Annotated in this window: 14 protein-coding genes; 11 read left to right on the top strand and 3 right to left on the bottom strand. The window is 39.4% G+C overall.

Annotated elements, in window-relative coordinates; translation table 11 throughout:
* Positions 1-77: 77 nt before the first annotated feature.
* Positions 78-779: an SDR family NAD(P)-dependent oxidoreductase gene (locus ACLCEG_RS17430; RefSeq protein WP_410568519.1), complete on the bottom strand. Its 702-nt coding sequence runs from the start codon at positions 777-779 to the stop codon at positions 78-80.
* A 316-nt stretch (positions 780-1,095) separates the two neighbouring features.
* Here ACLCEG_RS17430 and ACLCEG_RS17425 point away from each other — a divergent pair, with 316 nt between their 5' ends.
* The 8 genes from ACLCEG_RS17425 (at position 1,096) to ACLCEG_RS17390 (ending at position 7,282) form a co-directional block, all read left to right on the top strand.
* Complete coding sequence (locus ACLCEG_RS17425; protein ID WP_410568517.1) at positions 1,096-1,680, top strand: TetR/AcrR family transcriptional regulator; 585 nt, start codon at positions 1,096-1,098, stop codon at positions 1,678-1,680.
* A 197-nt stretch (positions 1,681-1,877) separates the two neighbouring features.
* A complete protein-coding gene (locus ACLCEG_RS17420) occupies positions 1,878-3,077 on the top strand; it encodes an MFS transporter (protein ID WP_410568515.1) in 1,200 nt (399 codons plus the stop codon).
* Positions 3,078-3,296: 219 nt separating this feature from the next.
* Entirely contained in the window at positions 3,297-3,779 is a 483-nt protein-coding gene (locus ACLCEG_RS17415) for a hypothetical protein (RefSeq protein WP_410568513.1), read from the top strand.
* A gap of 527 nt (positions 3,780-4,306) precedes the next feature.
* A complete protein-coding gene (locus ACLCEG_RS17410) occupies positions 4,307-4,810 on the top strand; it encodes a DUF2867 domain-containing protein (protein ID WP_410568511.1) in 504 nt (167 codons plus the stop codon).
* A gap of 80 nt (positions 4,811-4,890) precedes the next feature.
* Positions 4,891-5,592, top strand: coding sequence for a DUF1003 domain-containing protein (locus ACLCEG_RS17405; protein WP_410568509.1), 702 nt, complete (start codon positions 4,891-4,893; stop codon positions 5,590-5,592).
* Positions 5,593-5,702: 110 nt separating this feature from the next.
* Positions 5,703-6,368 (top strand): RluA family pseudouridine synthase, encoded by a 666-nt coding sequence (locus tag ACLCEG_RS17400; RefSeq protein WP_410568507.1) that lies wholly within the window; start codon positions 5,703-5,705, stop codon positions 6,366-6,368.
* Positions 6,369-6,495: 127 nt separating this feature from the next.
* Positions 6,496-6,876 (top strand): ribonuclease E inhibitor RraB, encoded by a 381-nt coding sequence (locus ACLCEG_RS17395; RefSeq protein WP_004706008.1) that lies wholly within the window; start codon positions 6,496-6,498, stop codon positions 6,874-6,876.
* 25 nt (positions 6,877-6,901) lie between these two features.
* Positions 6,902-7,282, top strand: coding sequence for a nuclear transport factor 2 family protein (locus tag ACLCEG_RS17390; RefSeq protein WP_406521379.1), 381 nt, complete (start codon positions 6,902-6,904; stop codon positions 7,280-7,282).
* 45 nt (positions 7,283-7,327) lie between these two features.
* Here the strand turns inward: ACLCEG_RS17390 and ACLCEG_RS17385 are convergent, their stop codons facing one another.
* Entirely contained in the window at positions 7,328-9,418 is a 2,091-nt protein-coding gene (locus ACLCEG_RS17385; protein WP_410568505.1) for a TonB-dependent receptor, read from the bottom strand.
* 74 nt (positions 9,419-9,492) lie between these two features.
* Between ACLCEG_RS17385 and ACLCEG_RS17380 the strand changes: the two genes are divergently transcribed.
* Complete coding sequence (locus ACLCEG_RS17380) at positions 9,493-10,638, top strand: DUF1624 domain-containing protein (protein WP_410568503.1); 1,146 nt, start codon at positions 9,493-9,495, stop codon at positions 10,636-10,638.
* 40 nt (positions 10,639-10,678) lie between these two features.
* On the opposite strand, the gene ACLCEG_RS17375 is transcribed toward ACLCEG_RS17380, so the two are convergent.
* Positions 10,679-11,146, bottom strand: a complete 468-nt coding sequence (locus ACLCEG_RS17375; protein WP_001247568.1) for an Lrp/AsnC ligand binding domain-containing protein — start codon at positions 11,144-11,146, stop codon at positions 10,679-10,681.
* 137 nt (positions 11,147-11,283) lie between these two features.
* Between ACLCEG_RS17375 and ACLCEG_RS17370 the strand changes: the two genes are divergently transcribed.
* Entirely contained in the window at positions 11,284-12,549 is a 1,266-nt protein-coding gene (locus ACLCEG_RS17370) for a D-amino acid dehydrogenase (RefSeq protein WP_410568501.1), read from the top strand.
* Between the two features lie 21 nt (positions 12,550-12,570).
* Positions 12,571-13,674 carry an alanine racemase gene (gene alr / locus ACLCEG_RS17365; RefSeq protein WP_410568499.1) on the top strand — a complete coding sequence of 368 codons (1,104 nt, stop codon included), beginning with the start codon at positions 12,571-12,573 and terminating at the stop codon, positions 13,672-13,674.
* Positions 13,675-13,678 lie beyond the last annotated feature (4 nt).

The raw sequence follows: 13,678 nt of genomic DNA, 5'->3' as shown, positions 1-13,678 counted from the left end.
TTTTGCGGTATATAAGCATAAATTTAAAAGGCAAGAGAAGCATAATTTCTTACGCTTCTTCTTTCATACGAAATAGTTTAAGCAGCTTGAATGGCTTCACCACACAGAGACACAGTTTCTTGTTTATGCTGGTGTAAGTACCAGAACTGATCCGCAACTGTTTCATGGTGTACCGCGTAGGTTTTATCCTTCGCTTCAGGAGTTCCATCTACAAAGCCATTTACAATCACTTGGCTCACATAAACATTTGAGTCAGCAAGACTATGGGCAAGCAAATTGGTGGCTTTATATTGAGCGGCAGCAGTAGTTGCTAACGATGAGTACTCTTTGGCAACCAAGTCGATGCCCACTGCATCGAAAGCAAAAATTCCGTTTGTCGATAAAATGCTACCGTGGTTCTTTTCTAAGTCACGTAAGCAAGCTTGTACCGTCGCAATATAGCTCGAAACACGAATATGAAAGCTTTTAGTAAACTCTAGTGGAGGGGTTTTTAAGATATTGCCTTCAATATCATGGAAAGCGTTCCAATGAATATTTTTAATCTCTCCTAATTGATCTTTAATGCGTTTAATTAGGTTTGGTATATCTTCAAGAACCGCTAAATCACATGTAAAAGCGTAAGCTTCAATACCTTGTGTTTTAAGTTCTAAAATGGCTTTTTCAAGTTTTTCAGCATTACGCGCCACTAAACCGATTTTATAGCCTTCTTTACCAAACTTATGTGCTACGGCTTTGGAAATACCTGTTCCATAACCAAAAATTATAATATTGTTGTTCATTATAAAGTTCCAAAAAACCAATTATTTGGTTAGAAATAGTTTATAATATGTTTTTATAATGTATTCAAGCGAAAAAATTAAATCTAAAAATAATGCAGAAAGAACAAGACAAAAATATGAAAAGCACTCATCAATCAGTTTGGTTTGAATAGTCCAGATGGCGTAGCTTTTATTAAATATTTTTAATTTTATAAAAAATATAGAGTCGTCATTTTCAAATTGCAGAAATGTTTACCTATCAAATAATTTTTTAGTTTGACTTCTTTATTAGTCTATCTTAAATTAATTGGAACGATCGTTCCTGTTAAGTGTATTTATGCGAACCAAAGAATTTGAAACTGATGAAATTGCTGATGCTGCAATGCAGGTTTTTTGGCGTCGTGGTTATGCTGCAACTTCAGTTCAAGACTTGGTTGATGGTACGGGGCTATCTAGAAGTAGTCTTTACAGTACCTTTCAAAACAAACAGGGTCTTTATCAAAAAGCGTTACAGCGCTATGAGATTTTAACTACACTTAACAATGTGAAGCTGTTGTCTGGTTCAGGTTCACCAAAAGCACTGATTCGGCAATTACTGATAAATGTGGTTGAAGATGAGCTGAATGATTCAGAACATAAAGGCTGCCTCGTTGCAAATGCTTGTTTGGAACTGGCTGGACATGATGAGAATGTCTCTCAATTCGTTGCAAGTAACCTACAGAAACTTCAACATGCTTTAGAGAGTTTATTAATTAAAGCTCAACAATCTGGTGAAATTGCTTCTACTCAAAACCCGCGTGCGTTAGCAAGTTTCTTTCTAAATACTATGCAAGGTCTGCGTGTTTTAGGGAAAGGCAGCCCACTTGAACAAAGAAAGCAATGTTTAATGGATGTAGTCGAGGTTGCTTTAAACGTTTTATAAAACTCATTTAAACCTTAACTATGATTGAGCTGAATAGTTAAGGTTTTTATTTAACTTAAACTGGAATGATCATTCCAAAATAATGATTTTAGTTCACATGGAGAACAAATGTCTTCTCAACCTAACCTGATAAAACAAACATATAGCGATGCAGAACAGAGTAAGTACGCTTTAAAAGAATTTGAGAGTAAATCTTTATGAATACGAAGAGTAATGAAACATCTCATCAGTTAACTGATGAATTCTCTACTCAATTACCAATTTTGAAACTGTTGGCTTTTACAGTTGCAGGCTTTCTGACCATTATGACAGAAACCATGCCAGCAGGGCTTTTGCCTCAAATCAGTCAAGGCTTACATATTTCAGAAGCTTACGCAGGGCAGCTTATAGCAGTGTATGCCTTAGGTTCTGTTTTAGCGGCAATACCGCTGATTAGCCTTACCCGTAGTTGGAATCGGAGACCCTTATTACTCAGTGCTATTGTAGGGTTACTTGTATTTAACGCGATTACTGCCTTATCAAATGACTATACTCTGACTTTGATTGCTCGTTTTATTGCAGGGATGGCAGCGGGCGTTATTTGGGGGCTTTTAGCGGGTTATGTAAGACGCATGGTCTCAGCATCGTATCAAGGACGAGCTTTAGCAATTGCTGGGGTTGGGCAACCGATAGCTTTATCAATAGGGGTGCCTTTGGGTGCATGGTTGGGAACATTGTTTGAGTGGCGTGGCGTGTTTTGGATCATGTCTTTATTGGCATTGATTTTATTTGTCTGGATTCGTTTTAGTATTCCTGATTTTGCAGGGCAGTCAGCGCAAAAAAGATTACCCATTTTAAAAGTTCTTGTAATACCGGGCATTAGAGCTGTTTTAGCAGTCGTCTTCCTTTGGATATTGGCGCATAGCATTCTCTATACGTATATTTCACCATTTCTGGCTTCGACAGGACAAACATACAAAGTTGAGACTATCCTGTTTATATTCGGCATTTCTTCAATTGTCGGCATTCTCATTACAGGCATGTTTATCGACCGTTCATTAAGAAAAATAACGCTTTTAAGCTTATTTATTTTTGCTATCGCAACAGTGCTCTTGGGTGTTTATAGTTCTTCAAGTTTTGTTGTACTGGTGGATGTTGTGTTATGGGGAGTTACTTTTGGTGGAGCTCCAACACTATTACAAACAGCCTTGGCAAATACTGCGGGTCACGAAGCAGATGTAGCTCAGTCTATGTTGGTCACTGTATTTAACCTTGCTATTGCATTTGGTGGAATGATTGGCGGAGGACTGCTTGAAAGTTTTGGGGCAGCTTCTTTTCCATGGTTTATGCTGGCTTTTGCCGTGATCGGGTTATTTACTGTTTACAATGCTCGTAAGCATGGTTTTATTTCTTCATAAAAGACTTTTGCCCTTCATGACTAAAAAATGAAGGGTAATTTACTCTTTATAGTCTGATGCATTGATTATTTAATTCTTAAGATAAAAAATGAAAATTATTAATAATATGGGTATCTATAAATGGGATACTTATTTAGAGAATAAAAGGATGAAAAATTTATCTTTTTTCACTAGAGCTAAAAGTAGGGTTAAGAATATTGTGAGTGTAGGTGTTTGTAAATGAGGATTATTTTCTTATATTTTTTATTGGTTTTTCCTAGCCTTTCTTTTGCTAATACTGTGAATGAGTTTTTTTCAAAGTTTCAGGCAAGGAATAATTATTATATTTATAAAGATAAACCAGAGAAATGGATCTATGAGTGTGCTGTGGAGGCGAATTGGGAAAAAAATTCAACTAACATCAATTCTGTAAGTTTTGATCAAAAGAATCAGTCAATTAAATTCTCATTTGATACTCCTGATCATCCATTTTATAAAGTAACTAAAATATTGAAAATTAAACCTAATGAATATGAAGTGTATTTCCAAGATAAGAATATGGGAGTTAATTTTAACTTTGAGGTTATTTTAAAAAGTAATGGTATTTCAGAGTGGAGTTTTCATACTCCTAATGAAGATACAGAAAACTTCATCGATAGAGGCTTTACCTTAGTGAGTTTCAACGAATCTCCAAAGTTTAATATAACGAATAAGTGTAAATAGCTGGAATGAAAAGTAGAATTCTCTTGTGTTCTAAGCGCAAGAGATTCTACATAGACAAATCATACTTCACTGGCATTAGATTCTTTTATAGTCTGGTGCCTAATTGCTAAAAACAGTTAATGATTTGGTAAAATAAACCGAAAAATACAAATAAAGTGGAATTTAAATATAACTAGTTATGAGTAAATGGGAATAAATTCTTTTAAATTTGTCTAATGACGTAAAAATTCCCAAAAATATTAAAAATTAGCTTTTCTTAGAAAAACAATCCCGCAGGGTGCTGGCTAAACTATATCTCAAGGGTGTGATAGGGATCGAAAAGAGTAGCATGCACCAAAACGTATAACGTTAGTGTGTACTCACCCAAAAGGTCTCGATTCGGCTTAGGACGCTATAGATCAAAAGTTTATAGGCAAAAGGTTCTGACTTACAAAGTTATAATTGTTGAAGTAAACCATAGATGTTTTCCCTTGACACCCTAAAAAATTCTCTATAATAAAAACGATACTTTACAAGAATATAATTTAATGAATAAGCCTTATCTTTCTGCGCTACCTACCGACAGTAAAATCTCATCTCAATTGAACAATGCCTACTTCCACGACTCGTGGAGTATTGTGCTGGGACAGCCCGACCTAAATGTATTTCAGCAGCTTATTAAGCTATTTCAACACACTCCAGCGTGGATAGAGTGGAGTATGAATATGCGTAATAAAATTACTTCAAAGATTGGGCTTAAAGACTTAGGAAGTTTTAAGCAAATTGATTCGAATAAAAAAGAAAATGAGTATGTCGCAGGCGATCGAATTGGAATTTTTACCTTGCGACAACGTACCGAAAATGAGTTAGTGATTGGAGACGATGATAAGCATTTAAATGTGACTTTATCTGTTTATAAGAATGAAAAGACCCAAGTGCTGACCATAACCACAGTAGTACATATTAAAAATTGGCTTGGTCGGCTTTATATGTTGCCTGTGATTCCAGCGCATCGAAAAATAGTGCCAGCAACTTTACAGATATTGGGTTAGACCACTATTTTTATTTACGATATCCCTATCGGAAATCGTTTATATAATATTCTTATCATTATAATTGCGAGCTGAATAACATGGAGAATAAAAACCAGTGTCGCCAATGCGCCGTATGCGGAAAGAATTTCCCGTTAAAAGATCTGGTTTCGGGTGAAGTCATTCGGAATGTGATTAGTGAGGAAATTATTCAAGATCATCCGGACTGGTCTTTCTCAAGTTTTATTTGCCGAGCAGATCTGGCAGATTATCGAATTAAATATGTGCAATCACTTTTACGTTCCGAAAAGGGCGAACTCTCTAATTTAGAAAATGAAGTGATTGGAAGTATGCAACGCCATGAGCTAATTAGCCGAAATACCGAATCTGATTTTGATCAAAAGTGGACATTTGGAGAAAGATTGGCAGATAAAATTGCAACATTTGGTGGTAGCTGGGCTTTCCTTATTTGTTTTGCTATTTTCCTAATTGCTTGGATTATTGTAAATACAGTCGTGATGGTAGTGCATCCTGTGGACCCTTATCCCTTTATTTTGCTGAATTTAGTGTTGTCATGCTTAGCTGCAATTCAGGCGCCTATTATTATGATGAGTCAAAACCGTCAAGAAGCCAAAGACCGTTTGCGCTCTCAACACGACTATCAAATTAATTTAAAAGCTGAGCTTGAGATTCGTCATTTGCATGAAAAAATGGACCATCTTTTATCGCATCAGTGGGAAAGGCTTGCGCATATTCAAGAAATTCAGCTCGATCTTTTAGCTGAAATGAATAAAAAGCGATAAAGATTTTTCGAGTTTCACGTGGAACATGATGAGAGTTTATAGATTGTTTTGCGGTAGGTCTCAAATTTCTTTATGATTTGCCGCCATGCTCCATTGCTGTTTCTACGACCATGCCTTTAAACGACAACTTTGTTTACGCTCCGCCACAAGATCCGCTTTCAATTTTATTTGAAGATGACGATTTAATTGTGGTTGATAAACCTGCGGGATTGTTGTCTGTGATGGGTCGCTTACCTGAGCATCATGACAGTGCTTATTTAAGGGTGCTAGAAAAGTTCCCTTTGGCTAAAGTGACGCATCGTTTAGATATGGCGACGTCGGGCTTACTTATGTTTGCCAAGCACCGTGATGCAGAAGTCGCGGTAAGTAAAATGTTTCAGGCCAGAACAGTCAAAAAACATTATATTGCGTTGGTGCAAGGCCAAGTCACAGAAGAGGGCAGTGTTGAAGTTCCGCTCATTACTGACTGGGAAAATCGCCCAAGACAAATTGTACATTTTGAACTAGGCAAACATGCTAAAACCTTGTTTCAACCGCTCGTTTATGACGAAAAAACAGATCAAACGCGAGTATTACTTGAACCAGTAACAGGCCGTTCGCACCAGCTCCGTGTGCACATGATGCACATTGGACACCCGATTATGGGTGACAAGTTGTATCACCCTGAACCTAAACGTTTTCATTTAAGCCGTATGGCTTTACATGCTGCCTATCTGGCTTTTCAGCATCCATTGAAAGGCACAGATGTAGTCATTCAATCCCAAGTGCCTTTTTAAAATTTACATACAATTAAAAATTCAATTTGATGCAATTGGGAACGGAATATATACCCAAACTGCAATAAAAGTCGGGTATTCTAAGTCCGAATAATATTAATACTGCGACAACAACAAGGATCACTTTATGACTCGTGACTACGAACAATTTCCAGATGACGATAACGGCAATGTACTTTGGCAAATGGCTGAAGATGGGGATGATTTAACCGAGCTGCATGAAATTGAATTTTCAATTGCATTTCAAGATCAAAAAAATGCTGAGCAATGTGCACTTTACTTACTTTACCAAGAACAAAAAGTTTCACTTTTCCAAGATGACTCTGTTGAGCCGAATGAGTGGGTAATTACCATCTTCGTCAACATGGAACCTGAGTATTCAGACATTGTTGACTTAGAGCAATGGTTTGCTAGCATCGCTGAAAAATTTCAGGGCGAATATGACGGATGGGGCTGTATGGCCTATGTCTTTGAGGAAGAAAGTGAAGAAGACGACCTCTTACAATAAGGTCTAAAAAGAGTAGGAGATACTCATGAACTTATCTCAAAAACAAATTGCGGTACGGTTTTTAGAACTTGCCGCAGCAGGCGAAGTTGATGAAGCCTACAGCAATTACACTGCGCCTAACTTCAAGCATCACAACCCTTATTATGCGGGTGATGCAACTTCGTTGAAGGAAGGTATGCGTGAAAGCGCGGCTGAAAATCCCAACAAAGTCTTTGATGTTCAGCATGTCATTGAAGATGGGACTTTAGTCGCTGTGCATTCGAAACTTGAAATGCAAATGAATGACAAACCTACCATTGTGGCTGTGGTTCATATTTGCCGTTTTGAAAATGGAAAAATTGCTGAGCTTTGGGATATCGGGCAAATGCAGCCCGAACAGCTTGTGAATGAAAATGGCATGTTCTAATAAAAAAGCCCGAAATAATTCGGGCTTTTTTATTTTATAGATGAATTAAAATTTCCACTGTGCCGAGATTGAGGCGTTTAGTGGCTCACCCGGTTGAACCCACAAATCGCTATAGCTTGAAACATAGTAAGTTTTATCAAACAGATTGTTTATATTCAGCTGATAACGTAAGCGGTCCGATGGGGCATAGTAAGCATTTAAGTTCACGAGGGTATAGCTTGGTAAATTAAAGCCATTATCAAGGTTATGTCCGCTGCGTTCACCGACATAGGTAAGGTTGGCACCTACACCTGCTTTTGTTGAGCCTTCTTGTAGAAACTCATAATTGGTACTTACAGCACCTTGGTGTTTTGGCACATTGCTCAGACGAGCGCCTTTTGGCAAGTCTTGGTCTTTTTCAATTTGAGCATCGGTATAACTATAGTTGGTATTGACGAACCAACGGTCAGTGATTTGACTATTTAAGTCAAACTCAATTCCTTTACTGCTCACTTCGCCTGCTGCGGTTTGAAAGTTACTGTCAATTGGGTCGGTTGTCAGTACATTTCTTTTTTTCATTTTAAACAAAGCGAGACTCAGCACACTTTGGTCATTCACTTTATATTTGGTGCCAACCTCGTAGCTTTCGCCTTTTTCAGGGGCAAAAGTCTGACCGTTTCGGTTCATACCACTATTCATGGCAAATGAGCGGCCATAGTTGCTATAAAACGCCCACTGATCAGAAGCTTTAAAATTTACTCCGAAACGCGGACTATTTTGATGAAGTGTCTGGTTGCTTTCAGTCTGCGTCAGGTGATTTTTAAAGTCTTGTTCGACCTGATCAAAACGATTGCCAAATAGCACACTCCACTGATCATTAAAAAAGATCTGGTCTTGTACATTAAGCGCAAAGTAACGCTGCTGTTCTTTGGTGTCGGTAAACGGAGCTAGATTCGGTAAATATTTGCCATATTCAGGTTGGTAAATATCAATTGTGTTTGTTGAGCTTGTGCTGTGATTGCGACGAAGCTGGTTTTGCTTATAGTCGAGTTGACCAAGCTCGGTTGAAAGCAAAATTTCATGGCGAGCCCAAGAGGTATCAACCTTGCCAAGTAACTCTGTCTGAGCCAGAACATCTTGACTTGTATAATCACGATAGCGACGTTGACGCTCTAAAGTACGGCCATCGGCTTGCATACGACGAGGTTCGGTTGCAAAGCCGACCATTTTGGCATCTTTATAACTGACAGCACTATTTAGCTTCCAGTCTGGGTTAAATTCGTGACTCAGACGTAATTGGTAAAAGTAATCTTTTATTTTCAAATCGCCGTCGTCAGGTTCACCTGTAAAGGTTTTCGGGTCCATCACAAACTGGTGATTGACGGTGCTGACACCACGGTCAAAGGTTCCTTTATGCTCTGTAAATTCACTATCAAAGTCGAGTTGTGTTTGGTCTGAAATTTTCCATGTGAGCTGTGGTGAAAAGAACCAGCGTTCACTACTGACATGATCACGGAAGCTTTGGTTATCTTCGTGAGCCACTGCTACACGATAGGCCAGTTCATCGTTAATTGGCGCCGTGTGTTCTAGACTAATTCGATATTGTTCTTGGGTATTGGCACGTAGGTTAACTTCACTTTCGCTTTCCCACTGCGGTTTTTTACTATTGAGGTTAAGCAAACCACCAGTTTCGCCGCGACCATATAGAGCAGCCATTGGCCCTTTTAAAAACTCTAAAGATTCAATATTTACGACATCTTTTGGCGCACTAATCCCTCGGTTGACACTCAAGCCGTTACGGATCATAGAAGCACCTAAATTGGGATCGGTACTAAAACCACGGAAAGAGTAGTTATCCCAAAAGCCGCCACCAAAACTGTTTTGATGAAAAACCCCACTCACTAAGCTTAATGCGTCATCAATTCGTTGAACGTCTTGTTGTTCCATCATTTGTTTTGAAACATAAGCACGGTTAAAAGGGACATCGAAAACATCGTGAGAAAACTTAGTCGCCGAGCTATTTTGGCTCACACCTTCTTGGGTACTTTCAGCCTGAACGCGTATGGTCTCAAGTACTGTTGAGGTTTCGTCTCCCCAAGAGAATGTTGATATAAAAGATAACCCTAACGAAGACAACAATCCTAATTTGTGTTGCATAAATAATCAGCCATGAAAGACAAAAGAACTATAATGTAATAGTATAACGTTACATTATTTTGTTTATTACCGCTATGCCTATAGAAAAAAATATTGAACGTTTACAGTCGATTGATGCATTGCGTGGTTTGGTCATCCTGATTATGTTGCTCGACCATGTAAGAGAAACTTTCTATTTACATAAACAAGTTACCGATCCAATGGACGTAACAGTAACAGAACCAGCATTATTTGGCAGTCGATTATTGGCACATATTTGTGCTCCGGTTTTTGTACTTTTAACTGGTATTTCTGCATTTTTATTTCAGTCCAAAAAACAGGACTTACAACAAACGCGTGCCTTTCTATTAAAACGCGGCTTATTTTTAATTGTGTTAGAGCTTACCCTTGTGAATTTTGCATGGACAGCAACCTTTCCACCCCAAGTCATTTACTTACAGGTAATTTGGGCGATCGGCATTAGCATGGTGGTGCTGGCTTGCTGTGTAAGTTTGCCTTTGCCAGTACTTGCTGGTGTAGCGTTAGTCATTATTTTTGGACACAACTTATTAGATTCTGTGCACTTCCCACAAGGCATCCTACAGAATATATGGTTTGTCCTACATGAACGTGGTTGGCTTGAGTTTGCGGGTATTAAGCTTCGTACAAGTTACCCTGTTTTACCTTGGATAGGGGTAATTTTATTAGGCTACGTTTTAGGTCAGTTCTTTAGTTCAAAATATACAGCAAAGCAAAGAGGCCGTACTTTACTCAGCTTTGGTTTAGCAAGTATTGGGCTATTTGTTTTATTGCGTTTTATCAACGTCTATGGTGACCAACCGTGGCAGCATTTTGAGTCATTAGAACTGAGCCTTATGAGCTTTCTTAATCTCACCAAATATCCACCGTCTTTATTGTTTATTTTGCTAAATGTTGGAATTGGCTTGATTATGCTCGTTGCTTTTGAACGTATGCAGCAATACTCATTTTTAAAACCCTTGGTCGTGTTTGGCTCGGTGCCTATGTTCTTTTACTTACTGCATTTATATATGCTGAAACTGATGTATGTGTTTGCACTAAATATGTGGGGAGCCAACCACGGAAATTACTTATCGGTCAGCCATGTGTGGATGCTGTGGTTAATCACAATTGTGCTGTCTTTTGCACTTTATCCAGCGGTTAAATGGTTCTCGAAGTTCAAACATCAAAACAAACACATTTCGATTTTAAAATATTTCTAATGTTCTAAACCTGAGTAAAGCGAGTTCAAGAATGCTCGCTTTACTTACTCACATCTAGATATAGAGTTTCTTTGACTTCTTCCATAACCACATAACTGTGTGACGATGCCGAAGCAGGAAGTTTCTTTAACAGATCACCTAACAAGCGGCGGTATGCGCTCATTTCCTTTAAGCGCGCTTTTACAAGGTAGTCAAACTCACCTGAAATGAGGTGACATTCGAGCACTTCCGGAATCTCGACTAAGTCTCTGGCAACCTGATCAAATACATCGCCTGATTTGGCAGATAACTTAATTTCTAAAAAAACGAGCAGATTACGGTCCACATAGGCGGGGTTTAGACGGGCGTAATAACCCATGATAATGCCATCGCGCTCAAGGCGTTTTACACGCTCTGAACAGGGGGTGGTCGATAGGTTGACTCTCGATGCCAATTCACTAATCGCAATTCGTCCTTCACGCTGCAAAATGTCCAGAATCATGCGATCTATACGATCTAGGGGGCGCATAGATATTTCCTCTTTTTTTTAAAATTCTCGTGAGAAAAACATAAATTTACCTAGATTATAGCCTAAAAAACAGTGAAATAAACTATTGAAGCAGAAATATACTAGTGAAATAAACTGGTGTGCGTGAGGGAATGGAAATGCGCGTAATTGTTTTAGGTAGCGGCGTTATCGGAGTGGCAAGTGCCTATTATCTAGCTCAACAAGGAGCTGAGGTCACTGTCCTTGACCGTCAGGCAGGTCCTGCTGAAGAAACAAGTTTTGGTAATGCAGGTCAAATTTCGCCTGGGTATTCGACTCCTTGGGCGGCACCAGGAATTCCTTTTAAAGCTGTGAAATGGATGTTCCAACACCATGCACCGCTTGCGATTAATTTAGATGGCAGCATGTGGCAATTACAGTGGATGGCGCAAATGCTAAAAAACTGTAATCCACAAAGCTATGCTGTAAACAAAGAACGTATGATGCGCGTGGCTGAATACAGCCGTGACTGCTTACGTGAACTTAGAAAAGACACAGGTATTCACTACGAAAACCGTGCGAAGGGTACTTTGCAGTTATTCCGTAAAGAAGCACAAATGGAAGCGGTTCAACGCGATATTAGTGTGCTACAAGAGTGCGGCGTAAGCTACGAATTATTAAATGGTAACGAACTTGGTCGTGTAGAACCAGCGTTGGCAAATGTACAAGATAAACTTGTTGGTGGTTTACATTTACCAAATGACGAAACAGGTGACTGTTATTTATTTACCAATGCTTTAGCTCAAATTGCTAAAGAGTTGGGTGTTAACTTCCAGTTTAACCAAAACGTAGAAAAGTTGATTGTTGAAGGCGATCAAATTAAGGGCGTTCAGGTCAATGGTAAGGTCTTAACCGCAGATCGTTATGTACTAGCGTTTGGTAGTTATTCACGTGATTTCTTGAAACCACTTGATCTACAGTTGCCTGTATATCCTGTCAAAGGTTACTCGTTGACGATTCCTATTGTTGACCCAGCTTTTGCTCCGCAATCTACAGTGCTTGATGAAACCTACAAAATTGCGATTACTCGTTTTGACCAACGTATTCGCGTAGGTGGTATGGCAGAGTTAAGTGGCTTTAACTTAGGTCTAAACGAAGACCGCCGTGCAACCTTGCAAATGGTGACTCAGGACTTGTTCCCGGGTGGTGATATGGCACAGGCGTCTTTCTGGACGGGTCTACGTCCAATGACTCCAGACAGTACCCCAATTATTGGCGCGACTCGCTTTAAAAATCTGTTCTTGAATACAGGTCACGGTACTTTAGGCTGGACCATGGCATGTGGTTCAGGAAAATTAATCAGTGACATCGTATTGAATCATAAGACTGATATCAGTACCGATGGCCTTTCAATTCAGCGTTATTCACACGCACATGCGGCTTAACGGACGTTAGGAAAGTAAATCATGCCTCGTCCTATTACCGCAGTCATCCACCGTCAAGCCTTACAAAATAACTTGGCGGTGGTACGCAAGGCTATGCCAAACAGTAAGGTCTTTGCCGTTGTAAAAGCCAATGCTTATGGACATGGAATTGAACGTGTTTATGAAGCATTTAAAGCAGCAGATGGCTTTGCCTTACTTGATCTTGATGAAGCAAAACGAATTCGTGCTCTAGGTTGGACAGGTCCAATTTTGTTGCTCGAAGGAGTTTTTTCTCCTCAAGACCTATTTGATTGTGTGCAGTACCAACTCAGTTTCACCATTCATAGTGAAGCGCAAATTGAGTGGGTAGAAAAGCATCCTTATTCGGCCCAATTTGATGTTTTCTTGAAAATGAACAGTGGTATGAACCGTCTTGGTTTTAAACCACAAAACTATGTTCAGGCTTGGGAACGTTTAAATAACTTGGCAAATGTGTCCAAGATTACGCACATGACGCATTTTTCAGATGCAGATGCTGATCGTTTTGGGCAGCAAGGCATTGATTATCAAATCAATGCTTTTGAAGAAATTGTAAAAGATTTACCGGGTGAAAGATCAGTAAGTAATAGTGCGGCAATTCTGCGTTATCAAGACCAGCTCAAATCAGATTATGCCCGTAGCGGCATCATGCTCTATGGCAGCTCGCCAGACTACCCGACGCATAGTATTGCGGACTGGGGCTTACAACCCACTATGAGCTTACGCAGTGAAATTATTTCTGTTCAGCATTTAGAACCGAATGAAAGTGTCGGTTATGGCTCAAACTTTGTGGCAGAGCAACCCATGACGATTGGGATTGTCGCTTGCGGCTATGCCGATGGTTATCAGCGTATTTCACCAACAGGTACGCCTGTTTTAGTGGACTCTGTCCGCACTCGTACAATTGGCCGTGTCAGCATGGACATGTTGGCAGTCGATTTAACGGGCATTGAGAGGGCCAAAGTCGGCAGTGAAGTTGTACTTTGGGGCCAATCAAGTACAGGCGTCGTTTTACCTATTGATGATGTCGCAGTTTCATCCGGTACGGTGGGCTATGAACTGATGTGTGCCGTCACTGCCCGTGTTCAATTTATTAATCAGGTATAAGGAA

Origin of the sequence: Acinetobacter sp. H1(2024), from assembly GCF_046557555.1 — a bacterium.
Taxonomy (GTDB): domain Bacteria; phylum Pseudomonadota; class Gammaproteobacteria; order Pseudomonadales; family Moraxellaceae; genus Acinetobacter; species Acinetobacter seifertii.
The sequence above is the reverse complement of the archived record's forward strand: the minus strand, read 5'-3'. Positions and strand labels throughout refer to the sequence as shown.